Annotated in this window: 13 protein-coding genes; 7 read left to right on the top strand and 6 right to left on the bottom strand. The window is 70.2% G+C overall.

What is annotated here, in order from left to right; genetic code table 11:
* Window positions 1–20 precede the first annotated feature (20 nt).
* Window positions 21–230 (top strand): hypothetical protein, encoded by a 210-nt coding sequence (locus M8C17_RS25035; RefSeq protein WP_252419097.1) that lies wholly within the window; start codon window positions 21–23, stop codon window positions 228–230.
* A 328-nt stretch (window positions 231–558) separates the two neighbouring features.
* Here M8C17_RS25035 and M8C17_RS25030 read toward each other — a convergent pair whose 3' ends face one another.
* The 6 genes from M8C17_RS25030 to M8C17_RS25005 form a co-directional block, all read right to left on the bottom strand.
* On the bottom strand, window positions 559–1,713 hold the full coding sequence (locus tag M8C17_RS25030) for a tetratricopeptide repeat protein (RefSeq protein ID WP_252419007.1): 1,155 nt from the start codon (window positions 1,711–1,713) through the stop codon (window positions 559–561).
* 122 nt (window positions 1,714–1,835) lie between these two features.
* Window positions 1,836–3,578 (bottom strand): ABC transporter substrate-binding protein, encoded by a 1,743-nt coding sequence (locus tag M8C17_RS25025; RefSeq protein ID WP_252419006.1) that lies wholly within the window; start codon window positions 3,576–3,578, stop codon window positions 1,836–1,838.
* Window positions 3,579–3,734: 156 nt separating this feature from the next.
* Entirely contained in the window at window positions 3,735–4,721 is a 987-nt protein-coding gene (locus tag M8C17_RS25020) for an ABC transporter permease (RefSeq protein ID WP_252419005.1), read from the bottom strand.
* 73 nt (window positions 4,722–4,794) lie between these two features.
* The gene (locus tag M8C17_RS25015; RefSeq protein ID WP_252419004.1) at window positions 4,795–5,796 is read right to left on the bottom strand and encodes an ABC transporter permease; all 1,002 of its coding nucleotides are present in this window, start codon (window positions 5,794–5,796) and stop codon (window positions 4,795–4,797) included.
* On the bottom strand, window positions 5,793–6,854 hold the full coding sequence (locus M8C17_RS25010) for an ABC transporter ATP-binding protein (RefSeq protein ID WP_252419003.1): 1,062 nt from the start codon (window positions 6,852–6,854) through the stop codon (window positions 5,793–5,795). The genes M8C17_RS25015 and M8C17_RS25010 overlap by 4 nt, the downstream gene beginning before the upstream one ends.
* Entirely contained in the window at window positions 6,851–7,915 is a 1,065-nt protein-coding gene (locus M8C17_RS25005) for an ABC transporter ATP-binding protein (protein WP_252419088.1), read from the bottom strand. The genes M8C17_RS25010 and M8C17_RS25005 overlap by 4 nt, the downstream gene beginning before the upstream one ends.
* 506 nt (window positions 7,916–8,421) lie before the next feature.
* On the opposite strand from M8C17_RS25005, the gene M8C17_RS25000 reads away from it, so the two are divergent.
* The 6 genes from M8C17_RS25000 to M8C17_RS24975 all read left to right on the top strand — a co-directional run bounded on the left by M8C17_RS25000 (window position 8,422) and on the right by M8C17_RS24975 (window position 15,910).
* Entirely contained in the window at window positions 8,422–8,973 is a 552-nt protein-coding gene (locus M8C17_RS25000) for a Uma2 family endonuclease (RefSeq protein WP_252419002.1), read from the top strand.
* Window positions 8,974–9,006: 33 nt separating this feature from the next.
* Window positions 9,007–10,443, top strand: coding sequence for a TldD/PmbA family protein (locus M8C17_RS24995; protein WP_252419001.1), 1,437 nt, complete (start codon window positions 9,007–9,009; stop codon window positions 10,441–10,443).
* Window positions 10,440–11,846 carry a TldD/PmbA family protein gene (locus M8C17_RS24990; protein ID WP_252419000.1) on the top strand — a complete coding sequence of 469 codons (1,407 nt, stop codon included), beginning with the start codon at window positions 10,440–10,442 and terminating at the stop codon, window positions 11,844–11,846. The genes M8C17_RS24995 and M8C17_RS24990 overlap by 4 nt, the downstream gene beginning before the upstream one ends.
* 255 nt (window positions 11,847–12,101) lie before the next feature.
* Window positions 12,102–12,908, top strand: coding sequence for a hypothetical protein (locus M8C17_RS24985; RefSeq protein WP_252418999.1), 807 nt, complete (start codon window positions 12,102–12,104; stop codon window positions 12,906–12,908).
* A gap of 12 nt (window positions 12,909–12,920) precedes the next feature.
* Window positions 12,921–14,849 (top strand): fumarate reductase/succinate dehydrogenase flavoprotein subunit, encoded by a 1,929-nt coding sequence (locus M8C17_RS24980; protein WP_252418998.1) that lies wholly within the window; start codon window positions 12,921–12,923, stop codon window positions 14,847–14,849.
* A complete protein-coding gene (locus M8C17_RS24975; RefSeq protein WP_252418997.1) occupies window positions 14,846–15,910 on the top strand; it encodes a succinate dehydrogenase/fumarate reductase iron-sulfur subunit in 1,065 nt (354 codons plus the stop codon). Before M8C17_RS24980 ends, M8C17_RS24975 begins: the two co-directional genes overlap by 4 nt.
* Window positions 15,911–15,928: the final 18 nt, after the last annotated feature.

Genomic DNA, 15,928 nt, shown 5'->3' with positions numbered 1-15,928 from the left:
CGGTAGGCGACCGTCCGGCCATGACGGGCACCGCTGAGGACTCCCACGACCCCATGGCCGCCGACACCCGTGGTGACGTCGAGGCCGGCCGCGCGAAGTCGCTGGGCCACCACCTCTGCGGTCCGCTGCTCCTGGCCCGGGGTCTCCGGGTGCCGGTGGATGTCACGGCGCAACTCGATCAGGTCACGGTCCAGCCCAGAGGCCACGGCGTCCACCGCATCCTCGCCTAGCAGGCCAGCAGCCGACCCGTTGCCCGCGTACGCCGCCTGGGCCGACGCCAGCCCGGCTCCCACTACACCGACGGCAGCGCCACGAAGCACAGCGCGTCGACTGACAAAGCCTTCTGAACCTGACATGAGTTCCTCCAGACACGAATGCGAATAGCCTCGAGCCTGTCCTGCTGAGCGTTGGGACGCACTGACGCTGGCCCCCATCTCGACCATGCGGCCACCCCTACCGTTTGAGGCGCTGCCGGGGATCGCGCAGTGACCTGTTCTGCAGAAACAGAAGGGTCCCCTCCCGACGGCGCGCGGTGGCCCTGGTCAGCCGCGTCGGAAGTCAGGGGCGGGTCAGGGACCTCAGCTTGTCGCTGATGTGGATCTGAAGACTGGTTTGCATGTCTTCGTACGGGGTGAGCGAGACCCAGCCCACCGGTCCACCGCTCGTGCCGTAACGAGAGCCGTCCGCGACCAACTGGCAGGGCAGGTCGCCCTCTTCCAGGTCGGCGAGGAACACGTCGGCCCGAACAACGTCCCGGCCCTCGGCGTCGGGGAAGGTGAAGGTCGTCACGCGATACAGCAGGACGTAGCGCTTGTGCAGCCCGACGTCGAGGATCTTCCGGAGCCGCTGGACCGGGTCCTCCTCGACCCCGAGGTATGGCTCGTCGCCGTACTGGCTGGTCACCTTGAACTCGTTGGTGCCTAGTGGTCCCTGCGGGCCGGTAATCCAGAGGCCGCGGACGAGCCAGCCCGGCGGCACGGCGAACCTGTTGAGGGTCGACCCTGGATTGTCCACTATCTGCTCCGGCGCTCCGGCCTCGGCCGTCGCCACGATGTCGACGTTTCCGCCCTTGTCCGGGCTGTTGTAGCTGTCCAGAACCTTGCTGGTGTGATCGAACCAGATGAACTCCGGCCGCGGGTCCAGCGTCCGGGCACACGATGCCTTGCCAACGCCCTTCTCGGGCACCTTCGCTGCCGCCGCGGTGAGTGCCGCGCGCCGCTGCTCGAAGCGGGGCTGGTACTCCTTGAGCACCTCCTTCATCGACCCGTCCACCGGCTTCGGCGCGGTCTGGCCGTCCGCTTCGCAGCCGGTGAACAGCATCGCGGCCAGGACCGCCACCGTGCCCAGAACGGCGCCCTTCCACTTGCCGCAGCGCATCCATGCCCCCTCTGACGCCGTCGTGCCCTCACAAGTGTGCCCGCTTGATGACTTCGGCGCGGTCGTGTCGTCGCTGAGCCTGCTGCGCCCGTCCCGCCCGATCGCCTCCTCGTGCCGGGCGACCGCCTGCGGCCCATCGCCCAGTTCCAGGGCGGCAGCGACCCGCGCCAGCTCGACAGCAGTCGGCCCGAACGCCGTCCGGTGATGGTCGTGCCCGTCGCCCACCTGGACGGCAAGCTTGGCGGCCTCGTCGAGCAGGTCACCGGCCACCCGGTCGTCGCCCGCCCTGGCCGCGTTCAGACCGGCCTGCACCAGAAGCGATGCCCGCAGCGACATCGCTTCCGGCGTGCTAGGAGTGACCTGGGAAGCCGACCCAGGGTGAGCCGATCAGCAATAACAGAAGGGTCCCCTCCCGACGACGCTGTCGGGAGGGGACCCTTGCCTGCCTGCGGTGTGACTTACGGCTTGACGTACGCGTTGACGAACGACGGGTAGCCGAAGACGCTGGAGATGAAGACCCCACCGGCCTTGGACCCGTGCACGTTGTAGGCCACGTCGACGAAGAGCGGCACCACCGGGGCGTGCTCCTTCATGATCCGCTCGTCGAGCTTGGCCCACTCCGGGCCCTGGTCGGCCGGGGGCAGCGCCAGGATGCGGTCCATCTCGGCGTTGATCGTCGGGTCGTTGAAGTAGGACTGGTTGCTGTTGCCCTCGGCCTTGATGGTGCGGCCGTCGTAGAGCACCGGCAGGATCGAGGCCCCGCTCGGCCAGTCCGCCGCCCAGTTACCGAGGTACAGGTCCCAGGGGTTGTCCTTCTTCTTGATCTCGTCGAGCTTCGCGTCGTCCGAGATGTTCCGCAGCGTGATCTTGAAGCCGGCGCGCTCCAGGTTGGCCTTGAGCTGTGCGCCCTGCTGCTGCTCGGTCGAGTTGTCGGCGACACCGAGGACCAGCTCCGGCGTCTGGCCGCCGAGCAGCTCCTTGGCCTTCTCGACGTTGCCGTTGGCACCCGCCGGGTACGCCTCGTACGCCTTGTAGCCGATGGTGGCCGGCGGCATGAGCGTGGTCAGCGGCGAGGCGACGGTCTGGCCGCCGAGCGCCTTGACCATCCCCTCCCGGTCGATGGCGTAGTTGAGCGCCTGGCGGACCTTCAGGTCCTTGACACGCTGGTTGTTGATCACCAGCTGGTTGGCGCTCGGGGTCGGCGAGAGGATGCTGCGCGACTTCAGCGCGGCGTCCCCGGCCACCCGGGCGACCAGCGACGCGGGCACGGCGTTGAAGGCGAGCGCGCTCTGGTCGGCGCCGTTGTCCGCGATCACCCGGTTGTTGGCGGCGTCCGCGGTCGGGCCGAAGCTCCACACGAACTGGTCCGGGTACTGGTGCCGGACCGGGTCGGTGTTCGGGTCCCAGTTGGGGTTGCGGTCCAGGGTGATCTGCACGCCCACCTGGTTCTTGGCGACCTTGTACGGGCCGGACGAGAACGGCTGCTTGTCCAGGTCGACGCCGGTGTCCTTGTCCGGCGGGAGCGGCGCCGTGGTCGGCAGCGAGACCGCGAACGGCAGGTCACAGCGGGGCTTGGCGAACTCGAAGCGCAGCGTCTTGGCGTCCGGGGTGCTCAGGCCGGGCGGCAGTGACGTCTTGTTCTTCTTGAAGTCCCACTTGGTGTCGAAGTTCGGGCTGTCGGCCAGCCACTCCTGGATGTAGGTCGGGCCGCCGGAGAGGTCCGGGTCGAAGGAGCGGGCGATGCCGTACGCGATCTCCTTGGAGGTGATCGGGCGGCCGTCCTCGAACTTCACCCCGTCCTTGACGGTGAATTCCCAGACCTTGCAGTCGTTGTTGACGTTCTTGCCCGGCGTCTCCGCCAGGTCGCCGACGAGGACCAGGCCGCCCTTGCCGTCGTCCTTCCAGGTGGTCAGATAGCGGGCGAAGAGCGGGTTCGTCATCAGGCCCGCGAACGAGTACGTCCGCTGCGGGTCCAGGTGGGAGATCGGCGTCTCCCGGATGATGGTGAAGGTGCCGCCCTTCGCGGCGCCGCTCACCTCGGCCGCCGGGCCCTGCGAGTCCTTGGGGTCGGTCGCGATGACCCCGGTCTGCTGCCGGTTGGTGTCCACCGTGGTGCCCTCGCCCGTGTTCTCCGAGCACGCACCCAATGCCACAACCAGAGCGATCGCGCCGCCAGCGGCGGCCGCCACGCGTGGTCGCATGAAGTACCTCCTTCACCCATGTGCCGTGCGGTCCGTCGGGGCGAGAACCGCCGACGTCTCGAGGATCGTAAAGAAGAAAACCTACGGATTGTGTAACAGTTGTCGATAAATTTCGCCGCCGGCCGGGTGGTGGACATCCCGGGCCGAACGCCCGGCTCAGCGCAGCCGGACCCGCGGGTCGATGGCCGCGTAGAGCAGGTCGACCAGCACGTTCGCCAGCACCACGAAGACAGCCGCGATCAGCACGGTGGCCATGATGGTGGGCAGGTCACCCGAGCGCACCGCGTCCACCGCCGTGCGGCCCAGCCCCTGGATGCCGAAGGTCGTCTCGGTGATCACCGTCCCGCCGAGCGCACCACCGACGTCCAGACCGGCGATGGTCACCACCGGGGTGATCGCCGCGCGCAGCGCGTGCCGCCCGTACACCGTGGGTTTGGCCAGACCCTTGGCCCGCGCGGTGCGGACGAAGTCCTCCGACAACGTCTCCAGCATCTGCGCCCGGGAGAGCCGGGCGTAGATGGCCGAGAAGAGGAAGGCCAACGCCACCCAGGCCAGCACCAGGCCACTGGCCCACTTCGCCGGATTGTCGAAGAGGGAGGTGTAGCTCGGCACGGGTAGCAGGCGCAGGTTGTAGACGAACACCAGCAGCAGAACCGCGCCCACGAAGTAGAGCTGCAACGAGGCGCCGGTCAACGAGAAACCGATGGCGGCCCGGTCCAGCCAGGTGCCCCGGCGCAGCGCCGAGACCATGCCCAGCCCCACCCCGAGCAGCAGCCAGAGGATGGCCGCCGGGATCACGATGCTCAACGTCACCGGCAGCACCCGGGCGATGGTGTCCGAGACCGCCTCGTTGCTGACGTAGGACCAGCCCAGGCAGGGCGCGTCGCACCGGCCGCCCTGGGCGCTGCCCAGGTCGCGCCCGGTCACGATGCCCTTCATGTAGCCGGCGTACTGGCTGACCAGCGGGTCGTTCAGGCCCAGGTCGTCGCGCACCCGCTCCAACCGCTCCGGGTTGCAGTTCTTGGGGCACATGCCGGTCACCGGGTCGCGCGGCAGGGCGAAGAACATCAGGAAGGTCAGCACGCTCACCGCGAACAGGGTCAGCGTGGCGGAGAAGAGCCGCTTGATCAGGAATCGCGCCACCAGTGCCACCTTTCGTTCGCGACCGCGGGGCTCCGCTTCGCTGCGCTCCTCGCGCTCACCATGGGGACCACCCCTACCGGGACGACTTCGGGTCGAGCGCGTCGCGCAACGCGTCACCGAAGAGGTTGAAGGCGAACACCAGCGCGAAGATCATGATGCCCGGGAAGAACACGTACGCCGGGTCGGTCTGGAGGAAGTCCAGGCTGCGATAGATCATCCGGCCGAAGCTGGGCGTCTCGTCGCTGAGGCCGACGCCGATGAACGACAGCGCGGCCTCGCTCGTGATGAACTGCGGCACCGCCAGGGAGAACGACACCAGGATCGGCGCCCAGATGTTCGGCAGCAGTTGCCGGAAGAGCATGTGCCCCAGCCCGGCGCCGCTGGCCCTGGCCGCCTCCACGAACTCCCGCTCGCGGAGTGCGATCACCTGCCCGCGTACCAGTCGGGCCGTGCTGGTCCAGCCGAAGACGGCGAAGACGGCGATCAGCACGCCCACCCCGAAGGCCGAGGACACCTGCCCCCGCTCGCCGTAGAAGCGCAGCGTCAGCGTGGGAGTGAGCGCCAACGCGATGATCAGGAACGGCATGGCCAGGGTCAGGTCGGTGATCCAGTTGATCACCGCGTCGAGCCAGCCACCGAGGTAACCGGCGAGGGCACCGAGCACGACACCGATCGTCGCGGTGATCAGGGCGGCGGCGAACGCGATGAAGAGCGAGGTCCGCAGCCCGTAGATCAGCCGGATGAAGATGTCCCGGCCCAGCCCCGGTTCGAGGCCGAACCAGTGCTCCCCGGTGACGCCACCGGCGTAGCCCAGCGGCATGCCGAAGCCGTCCAGCAGGTTCTGGAACTGCTCGCGCGGGCCGATCCCGTAGACCATCTCGATCAACGGTGCGGCGAGCCCCAGCAGCATGAAGAACACCAGCAGGCTGCCGCTGAGCATGGCCGTCCGGTCACGGCGCAGCCGCAGCCAGGCGAGCTGACCGGGTGAGCGGCCGACCACGCCCTTCGTCGCGGGCTCGCCCGTGCCCGACTCGATCTCGGCCAGCGCCACACCCTCCACGGGGGACAGGCTCACGGCGACACCTCCTCGACGTTGGCTCCGGCCCCGCGACCCGCTGGCTCGGCAACGGCCACAGCGGCCTCCGCCTGCAGGCCGGCGCCGGCTGGTTCCGGGAAGTGACACGCGGTGGCCTGGTCGCCGCCGTCGCGCGGCACCAGCGCCGGCTCCTCGGTCGCGCAGATGTCCCGCGCCTTCCAGCACCGGGTACGGAACCGGCAGCCCGAAGGTGGGTCGAGCGGGGTCGGCACGTCGCCGGTCAACCGGATCCGGCCGGCCGGGCCGAGCCGCGTGACGTCCGGGATCGCCGAGAGCAACGCCCGGGTGTACGGGTGCTGCGGACGCTCGTAGATGTCGGCCCGGTCACCGATCTCCACGATCCGGCCCAGGTACATCACCGCGACCCGCTGGCAGAAGTGCCGCACCACGGCCAGGTCGTGTGCGATGAACACGAACGCCAGACCGAGATCCCGTTGCAGGTCGCGCAGCAGGTTGACCACCTGCGCCTGGATCGAGACGTCCAGCGCGGAGACCGGCTCGTCGGCGACGATCAGCTTGGGCCGCAGGGCCAGGGCGCGGGCGATGCCGATGCGCTGCCGCTGGCCCCCGGAGAACTCGTGCGGATACCGGTTGTAGTGCTCCGGATTCAACCCGACCAGCTCCAGCAGCTCCTGCACCCGGGCCTTGATCCCACCCGGCGGCTTGATCCCATTGACCTGCAACGGCATCGCCACGATCCGACCCACGGTGTGCCGGGGGTTCAGCGAGGCGTACGGGTCCTGGAAGATGATCTGCAGGTCCTGGCGCAGCGGGCGCAGCTCACGGCGACCGGCGTGGGTGATGTCCCGCCCGGCGAACTCGATGGTGCCGGCGGTCGGCTCCAGCAGCCGCACCAGCATCCGGCCGGTGGTGGTCTTGCCGCAGCCCGACTCCCCCACCAGGCCGAGCGTCTCGCCCGGGCGCACGTCGAAGTCCAGCCCGTCCACCGCGCGCACCAGGCCGGTGGCGCGCAGCCCCTGGCGTACCGGGAAGTGCTTGGTCAGGCCGCGGACCCGCAGCAGCGGCTCGTCGGTCATCGGGCCACCCCCACGGATGCGACGTCCTCGGCGTAGAGCGCGGCGCGCTCCTCGGCGGTCAGGTGGCAGGCGACCAGGTGGCCGTCCGCACCGGCTGAGCCGGCCGGGCGCAGCTCGGGCACCTCGGTGCGGGACCGGTCACCGGGGCGGTCCGCGTACCGGCAACGCGGGTGGAAGGCGCAGCCGGGCGGCAGGTTGATCAGGCTGGGCGGGTTGCCGCGGATCGGCAGCAGGTCCGCGTCCGCGTCGCCGTGCAGGGACGGCACGCTGGAGAGCAACCCCCAGGTGTACGGGTGCTGCGGCGAGCGGAGCACCTGCTCGACGCTGCCCTGCTCGACGGCTCGTCCGCCGTACATGACCAGCACCTCGTCGGCGGCCTGACCGACCACGCCGAGGTCGTGGGTGATCAGGATGATGGCGGAGTGGAACTCGGCCTGCAGGTCGGCGAGCAGGTCCAGGATCTGCGCCTGCACGGTCACGTCCAGCGCGGTAGTCGGCTCGTCGGCGATCAGCAGTGCCGGGTCGTTGACCAGCGACATGGCGATCATCGCCCGCTGGCGCATACCACCGGAGAACTCGTGCGGGTACTGGTCGAAGCGGCGTGCCGGCTGCGGGATGCCCACCCGGTCCAGCATGTCCACGGCCCGCTTGCGGGCCTCCCGACGGCCGGCCTTCGGGTGGTGCACCCGGTACGCCTCGGCGATCTGCCGGCCCACCGTGTAGTAGGGGTGCAGCGCCGACAGCGGGTCCTGGAAGATCATCGCCATGTCCCGGCCGCGCAGCCGGCGTACCTCCTCGTCTCCGAGGCCCACCACCTGCCGGCCGCCGACGGAGATCTCCCCCGTGATGGTGGTCCGCCTGGGGTCGTGCAGGCCGAGGATGGCCAGCGATGTGACGCTCTTGCCCGAGCCGGACTCACCCACGATGCCGAGGGTGCGGCCCCGCTCGACGGCGAACGACACGCCGTCGACGGCGCGCACCACGCCGTCCTCGGTGTCGAAGCGGACTCGCAGGTCGCTCACCCGCAGGTAGGCATCCTGGCCGGTGCGCTGCTCCGGCACGGTGGGACGGTCGTCCGGTTCCCCGGACGGCGCCGGATCCGAGCTGTCCACGGCCGCCTCCCTCAGTGACGAAGAGAACTTACAGCAAAGTCCCGAGGGTGAAAATAAGCTACAAAGTCGGCACCTGTCAGCGGGCCCGAGCGTAACGAGTCGGCATCGGCCTGAACACCCCCTCACCTCGCCATCCACACCCATTCATCTCGTGCACCGTGTCCCGCGCCCAGCGCTACGCAACTTGCCGGATGTTGCTGCCTCCGACACGCGAGAAGCAGCAACATCCCCGATACGGCGCGAATCTTGACGACGAACACCGCCCCCGAGAGCAGGAGCGGGGTTGAGGCGCCCACCGCCGCCAAGGTCACGCTCGAACCAGGATGTAGTGGTCAGGAAGCGTCGGGGAAACCCCTACACCTACGATCGAGCGCGATCTTGGTTGACTCAACCTTCATCTCGTGCTCGCACGTCGGGTGCGACCTCAGCCATGCGGAGTGAGCTGCACTGGGCGGGTGATTCCCATCGGCATTCTTGGCCGCGCGCTGCCATGGACCGAGTCGGAGTACCTCGCCCTCGGTGAGACCGCCCAGCGGATAGAACTCCTCGACGGCAGCCTGCTCATCGGGCCACCGCCGTCGGTCCGGCACCAGGTGATCGTCGGTGGCCTGGCAGCCGCGTTGGAACCCGGCTGCGCAGCAGCGGACCGCACCCTGCTCCCGGTGATCAACCTGCGGCTGCACAGCACGCGGATCCTCAACCCCGACCTGGTGGTGACGGCGGAGCTGGATCTCACGGCGGACTGCGTGCCGGCGGACGCGGTCCTGCTGGTCGGTGAGGTCACCGCACCACACACCGCCGTCATCGATCGGGTGTTGAAGCCGTACCTGTACGCCGGGGCCAGCATCGAGTGGTATCTGCTCGTCGAGCAGGAGCCCCTGACCCTGCACCTGTACCAACGACATGGCTCCCACTACGTCGAGCGGTCGACGACCAGGGTCGGCGAGGTGTTGGAGCTGACCGAGCCGGTGAAGGCCACGATCCGGCCGGAGGATCTGCTCCCCTGACGGGTGTCGGTCGGCTGGCCTAGGGTCGGTCGCATGACCGAGTTCGACGCGGCAACCGCCGCCGTCCAGGCCGCCCTCGACGCCGGCGCCCGGTACGCCGACGCCCGGGTGATGCACCGTCGCTACGAGTCGATGACCGCCCGCAACGGCGACATCGAGGAGCTGACCCAGGACGAGAGCATCGGCCTCGGCGTGCGCGCGCTGGTCGGGTCGAGTTGGGGCTTCCACGCCGTACCCGATCTCTCTGACGCCGCCGCCCGCGACGCCGGCCGGCGCGCGACGCGGACCGCCCAGGCGAGCGCGCGGGTGCCCGGCCCACCCGTCGACCTGGTGCCGGTCGAGGCGGTCACCGCGAGCTGGGCGTCGGGCTGCCAGATCGACCCGCTCGGGGTGCCGCTGTCGGACAAGGGCGACCTGCTGGTCGGCGCGACCCGCACGATGGCCGAGCACGGCGCCGACCTGGCCGAAGGGCTCTACCAGATCTGGGACACCGCCAAGTGGTTCGTGTCCAGTGAGGGCCACCGGATCGACCAGCGGATCCGCGAGTGCGGCGGCGGCATCTCGGCCACCTCGATCGGTGCCGGCGAGACTCAGCGGCGTTCCTGGCCCAGTTACCGCGGGCAGTACGGCACCACCGGCTGGGAGCTGGTCGAGTCGCTCGACCTGGCCGCCCACGCCGCGCAGATCGCCGAGGAGTCCCGGGCGCTGCTCACCGCGCCACCCTGCCCGGCCGGCGAGACGGATCTGATCCTCGGTGGTGAGCAGTTGGCCCTGCAGATCCACGAGTCGGTCGGGCACGCCATCGAGCTGGACCGGATCCTCGGCTGGGAGGCCGCGTTCGCCGGTACGTCCTGGCTGGACCTCGCCCAGCTCGGGTCCCTGCGCTACGGCTCGGAGCTGATGAACATCACCATCGACCCCACCATCCCGGGCGCGCTGGGCAGCTTCGGCTTCGACGACGAGGGCTCGCCCGCGGTCAAGCGGGACGCGGTCCGCGACGGGCGGTGGGTGGGCGTGCTCGCCGGTCGGGACTCGGCCGCCATGGCCAGCCTCGACTACGGCGGCAGCGTGCGGGCCGACGGGTGGGCCCGGCTGCCGATGGTGCGGATGACCAACGTCGGCCTGGAGCCCGGCCCGCACACGCTGGAGGAGATCATCGCGGCCACCGACGACGGGGTGCTGATGGACCTCAACCGGTCCTGGTCGATCGACGACAAGCGCCTCAACTTCCAGTTCGGCTGCGAGGTCGGCTGGGAGATCAAGAAGGGTCGACGGGGGCGGATGCTGCGCAACCCCACCTACACCGGGATCGGCCCGCTCTTCTGGCGCTCCATGGACATGCTCTCCGGCGAGACGGTGCCCTGGGGCACGCCCAACTGCGGCAAGGGCCAGCCGGGCCAGACCGGGCACACCGGCCACCCGGCCGCTCCGGCCCGCTTCCGCAACGTCCGGGTGGGGGTGTCCGCGTGAGTGGGCCGACGGAGCTGGAGCTGGCCGCGCAGGTCGTCGAGCTGGTGCGGCGCCTCGGCGGCCCGGCCACGCAGGCCGAGGCGGTGGTGACCCGGGCCGATCTGGCGCTGACCCGGTTCGCCAACTCGGCCATCCACCAGAACGTCGCCGAGTCGACTGTCGGGGTCCGGCTGCGGCTGCACGTCGACGGGCGGACCGCCGCCGGCAGTGGCAGCGTGGTCACCGCCGACGGGTTGGGCGCTCTGGTCGAGCGCACCCTGGCCGCGGCGCGGCTCTGCCCACCGGATCCGGGCTGGCCGGGGCTCGCACCGCCCACGCCCGCACCGGCCGCCCCGCCCGTCGACGAGGCCACCGCGCACGCCGAGCCGGATCAGCGGGCCGACCTCGTCCGTGCCTTCGTGGCCGCCGCCGGTCACCTCAACACAGCGGGCTACTGCCGCACCGCGCACCGCTCGTCGGCGTTCGCCAACACCGCCGGGCACAGCGCGTACGGCCGCTCCGTCGAGGCGGCCATGGACGGCATCGCCCGCCGCGACGGCGCGGACGGGGTGGCCCGGCGCTGCGCCGACCGGCTGTCCGACCTCGACGGCGCCGAGCTCGGCGCGCAGGCGGCGGCGAAGGCGCAGGCGGCGGCCGACCCGGTCGAGCTGCCCCCGGGGCGCTACGAGGTGGTCTTCGAGCCTGCCGCCGTGGCGGACCTGTTGCAGAACCTCTCCTGGTACGGCTTCAACGGCAAGCGGTACGCCGAGCGGCAGTCGTTCGCCGAGCCCGGGGCCGCCCAGTTCGACCCGGCGGTGACCCTGGTGGACGATCCGCTGGGCGCGTCGGGCCTACCGTTCGACGCCGAGGGCACCGGCCGGCGGGCGCTGACCCTGGTCGAGGCGGGCACGACGCGGACGGTGGCGCACGACCGGCGTACCGCCGCCGAGGCGGGCGCGGAGTCCACCGGGCACGCGGTCGCGGGTGGCGCCACGTGGGGTCCGATGGCCCGCAACCTGCGCCTGTCCGGCGCGGCGGCCGGGCCGGCCAGCGCGGTGGGCCGGAGCACCACCGGCACGGCGGCCGGTGCCGTGGTCGACGCGGACACCGCCGCGTTGACAGCCGGGGTACGCCGGGGGCTGCTGGTCACCGACCTCTGGTACACGCGGGTGCTCGACCCGAAGAGCCTGGTCGTCACCGGGCTGACCCGCAACGGCGTCTGGCTGGTCGAGGACGGCACGGTCGTGCGGGCGGTGCGCGACCTGCGGTTCACCGAGTCGTACCCACGGGCGCTCGGGCCGGGCGCGGTGCTCGGGCTGGGCGCGCGGCCGGTGCGCCAACCGGACCGGGTGGACGGTGTCTGGTGGGAGGCGCCGTCGGTGCGGCTGGCGTCCTGGCACTTCACCGGAGGCGCTTCCGGCTGATCGGGCAGTGACGTTCTTAACAACCCGCCATCGATCAGCGTGCCAGGGCTTTTCCGCAGGCCAGACACACGGGACACTCCCTTGCGCGGACGGCCCGCAGAGATCGGCGTAACGTGTGTCACTTAGCTGCGTCGGTCGATCCGGCGTGGTCGTTGGTGTGCGCATGACGTGGCAGCGGGTGCGGGTTCGCCGGTCCGCGTGCCGACCGGAGAAAGATCAGCCCGCCCGTACGGGCCCGTCGAGGAGACGACTCGAATGACTTCAACGGCAACGAGGCCGCGGGGAGCGCGGGCCCGCGCCGCCATCGCGGCGAAAACGTTGCGTACCGACCGCTGGTGGCTCGCCCCGCTGATCACGGTGATCGGGCTCAGCGCCTGGGTGGCGTACGCGACGGTCCGGGTCTTCATGCACAAGTGGTACTGGGTGGACGAGTTCCACTACCTGACCCCGTTCTACTCGCCCTGCGTGACCGAGCGGTGTGTCGAGGGCGCCTCGCACTTCGGCCGGTTCCTGCCCGGCTGGTGGATCATCCCGGACGCCGCGCTGACCCTGCCGTTCCTGCTGCTGTTCCGGCTCACCTGCTACTACTACCGCAAGGCGTACTACCGGTCGTTCTGGCTGTCCCCGCCGGCCTGCGCCGTGCCGGACGGTCACGCCTCGTACGGCGGCGAGACCCGGTTCCCGCTGCTCGGCCAGAACCTGCACCGCTACTTCTTCTACGCCGCCGCGATCATCTCGCTGATCAACACCTGGGACGCGATCCTCGCCTTCCATTCGCCGAAGGGCTTCGGCTTCGGGCTGGGCAACATCGTCCTGCTGGTCAACGTGGTGATGCTCTGGGCGTACACCATCTCCTGCCACTCCTGCCGGCACATCATCGGCGGCCGGCTCAAGCACTTCTCCAAGCACCCGGTGCGGTACAAGGCCTGGACGTTCGTCTCGGCGCTGAACGTCCGGCACATGCAGCTCGCCTGGATCACCCTCGGCACCCTGGCGCTGGCCGACTTCTACATCATGGCGATCGCGGCCGGCTGGTTCAACGACCTGCGGTTCATCAACTAAAGGGCCCCTGACATGACCACTACCACGCGAATCGAACGACACCACTACGACGTCGTCGTCATCGGGGCCGGCGGCGCCGGTCTGCGCGCGGCGATCGAGGCCCGGCTCGCCGGCAAGAAGACCGCGATCATCTCCAAGTCGCTGTTCGGCAAGGCGCACACGGTGATGGCCGAGGGCGGCGCCGCCGCCGCGATGGGGAACGTGAACAGCCGGGACAACTGGCAGGTGCACTTCCGGGACACCATGCGGGGCGGCAAGTTCCTCAACAACTTCCGGATGGCCGAGCTGCACGCGAAGGAGTCGCCGCAGCGGATCTGGGAGTTGGAGACGTACGGCGCGCTCTTCGACCGCACCAAGGACGGCAAGATCTCGCAGCGCAACTTCGGCGGTCACGAGTACCCCCGGCTGGCGCACGTGGGTGACCGGACCGGCCTGGAGCTGATCCGCACCCTCCAGCAGAAGATCGTCTCCCTCCAGCAGGAGGACAAGCGCGAGTTCGGCTCGTACGACGCCCGGATCAAGGTCTTCTCCGAGACGACGATCACCGAGCTGCTGCTCGACGGCGACCGGGTCGCCGGCGCGTTCGGCTACTACCGGGAGTCCGGGGAGTTCGTCCTCTTCGAGGCGCCGGCCGTGGTGCTGGCCACCGGCGGTGTCGGGCGCTCCTACAAGGTGACCTCGAACTCCTGGGAGTACACGGGGGACGGTCACGCGCTGGCGCTGCGCGCCGGGGCCACTCTGATCAACATGGAGTTCCTCCAGTTCCACCCGACCGGCATGGTCTGGCCGCCGTCGGTGAAGGGCATCCTGGTCACCGAGTCGGTTCGCGGTGACGGCGGCGTGCTCAAGAACTCCGAGGGCAAGCGGTTCATGTTCGACTACGTCCCCGACGTCTTCCGCAAGCAGTACGCGGAGACCGAGGAGGAGGCGGACCGCTGGTACACCGACCCGGACAACAACCGCCGCCCTCCGGAGCTGCTGCCCCGGGACGAGGTGGCCCGCGCGATCAACAGCGAGGTCAAGGCCGGCCGGGGATCCCCCGCCGGTGGCGTCTTCCTGGACATCGCCAGCCGGCGCTCGGCCGACGAGATCCGCCGGCGGCTCCCCTCGATGTACCACCAGTTCAAGGAGCTGGCCGACGTCGACATCACCGCCGAGCCGATGGAGGTCGGGCCGACCTGTCACTACGTGATGGGCGGCGTCGAGGTGGACCCGGACTCCGGTGCCGCCTTCGGCCACGTGCGGGGGCTCTTCGCCGCCGGTGAGGTCTCCGGCGGCATGCACGGCTCCAACCGGCTGGGCGGCAACTCGCTGTCCGACCTGCTGGTCTTCGGCAAGCGGGCGGGCGGCCACGCGGCGAGCTACGCCGACGGGCTGCCGGCCCGGCCGAAGGTGGCCGTGGACGCCGTCGAGGCCGCGGTGGAGACGGCGCTGGCCCCGCTGCAGCGGGACACCGGCGAGAGCCCGTACACCCTGCAGCAGGACCTCCAGGCGGTCATGGGAGACCTGGTCGGCATCATCCGGCGCGAGGGCGAGCTGACCGACGCGCTGGGCCGGCTGGCCGAGCTGCGCGAGCGGGTGGCCAAGGTGAGCGCGGCCGGTGGCCGGCGCTACAACCCGGGCTGGCACCTGGCACTCGACCTGCGCAACATGCTGGTGGTCTCGGAGTGCACCGCGAAGGCGGCGCTGGAGCGGCAGGAGTCGCGCGGCGGGCACACGCGGGAGGACTATCCGGCGATGGAGCCGAAGTGGCGGCAGGTCAACCTGGTCTGCGCGCTGGACGGCGACACCGTGCGGCTGACCCGCAAGCCGCTGCCGAAGATGCGGCCGGAGCTGATCGGCCTCTTCGACCGGGCGGAGCTCGCCAAGTACCTCACCGACGAGGAGCTCGCCGACTTCGACGCCCTCGTCCCCGACGCTGGAGAGGCGGACAACCGATGAGCGCGAAGCGTCAGTTCCGGATCTGGCGGGGCGACGAGACCGGCGGCGACCTGCAGGACTACATGGTCGAGGTGAACGAGGGCGAGGTCGTCCTCGACGTCATCCACCGCCTGCAGGCCACCGACGCACCCGACCTCGCGTGCCGGTGGAACTGCAAGGCCGGCAAGTGCGGCTCCTGCTCCATGGAGATCAACGGCAAGCCGCGGCTGGGCTGCATGACCCGGATGTCGACCTTCGGCGACGAGGAGACCGTCACGGTCACCCCGCTGCGCACGTTCCCGGTGATCCGGGACCTGGTCACGGACGTCTCGTTCAACTACGAGAAGGCCCGGGAGACGCCGGCGTTCGCCCCGCCGGCGGACGTGGCCCCGGGCGACTACCGCATGCAGCAGGTCGACGTCGAGCGCTCGCAGGAGTTCCGCAAGTGCATCGAGTGCTTCCTGTGCCAGACCGTCTGCCACGTGATCCGCGACCACGACGAGAACAAGCAGGCGTTCTCCGGGCCGCGGTACTTCATCCGGGCGGCCGAGCTGGACATGCACCCGCTGGACGCCCGGACGGACCGCAAGGAGTACGCGCAGGCCGAACAGGGCCTCGGCTTCTGCAACATCACCAAGTGCTGCACGGAGGTCTGCCCGGAGCACATCAAGATCACTGACAACGGGATCATCCCCATGAAGGAGCGGGTCGTCGACCGCAGGTACGATCCCCTTGTGTGGCTTGGTAGCAAGATCTTCCGTCGGGGCGAGACGCCCCAGACCAGCGTGACCACCGCCCGCCAGGGCTCGGCGACGCCGCCGAGTACGAGCCGGGGCGGAGTCCACTCGCACGCGGGTGGCTCCCACGACCCGCAGGCCGAGGCGCAGGCACAGAGCGGCGTCAACTGGCACCGGGAGGTGCCCCACCCGACCGCGCCCGCGGTCGACGACCGGGGCCGCCTTCCGCTGACGGAGCTCACCTTCGACCGGGCCGCCGCGCCGTCGCCGTTCGGTGACGACGTGGCCTTCCCGCTGCCTCCGGAGCACCTCAACTTCGCCCACCCGGAGCAGGACAAGCACTGAGCACGATCACCGGACCGG

The organism is Micromonospora sp. RHAY321 (assembly GCF_023896955.1).
GTDB lineage: Bacteria > Actinomycetota > Actinomycetes > Mycobacteriales > Micromonosporaceae > Micromonospora.
The sequence above is the reverse complement of the archived record's forward strand: the minus strand, read 5'-3'. Positions and strand labels throughout refer to the sequence as shown.

Excerpts from the sequence above, each read along its gene's own strand:
- M8C17_RS25035 (WP_252419097.1), top strand. The coding sequence starts at position 21 with ATGACGGGCACCGCTGAGGACTCCCACGACCCCATGGCCGCCGACACC.
- M8C17_RS25030 (WP_252419007.1), bottom strand. The coding sequence starts at position 1,713 with ATGTCGCTGCGGGCATCGCTTCTGGTGCAGGCCGGTCTGAACGCGGCC.
- M8C17_RS25025 (WP_252419006.1), bottom strand. The coding sequence starts at position 3,578 with ATGCGACCACGCGTGGCGGCCGCCGCTGGCGGCGCGATCGCTCTGGTT.
- M8C17_RS25010 (WP_252419003.1), bottom strand. The coding sequence starts at position 6,854 with ATGACCGACGAGCCGCTGCTGCGGGTCCGCGGCCTGACCAAGCACTTC.
- M8C17_RS24995 (WP_252419001.1), top strand. The coding sequence starts at position 9,007 with ATGACCGAGTTCGACGCGGCAACCGCCGCCGTCCAGGCCGCCCTCGAC.
- M8C17_RS24985 (WP_252418999.1), top strand. The coding sequence starts at position 12,102 with ATGACTTCAACGGCAACGAGGCCGCGGGGAGCGCGGGCCCGCGCCGCC.
- M8C17_RS24980 (WP_252418998.1), top strand. The coding sequence starts at position 12,921 with ATGACCACTACCACGCGAATCGAACGACACCACTACGACGTCGTCGTC.
- M8C17_RS24975 (WP_252418997.1), top strand. The coding sequence starts at position 14,846 with ATGAGCGCGAAGCGTCAGTTCCGGATCTGGCGGGGCGACGAGACCGGC.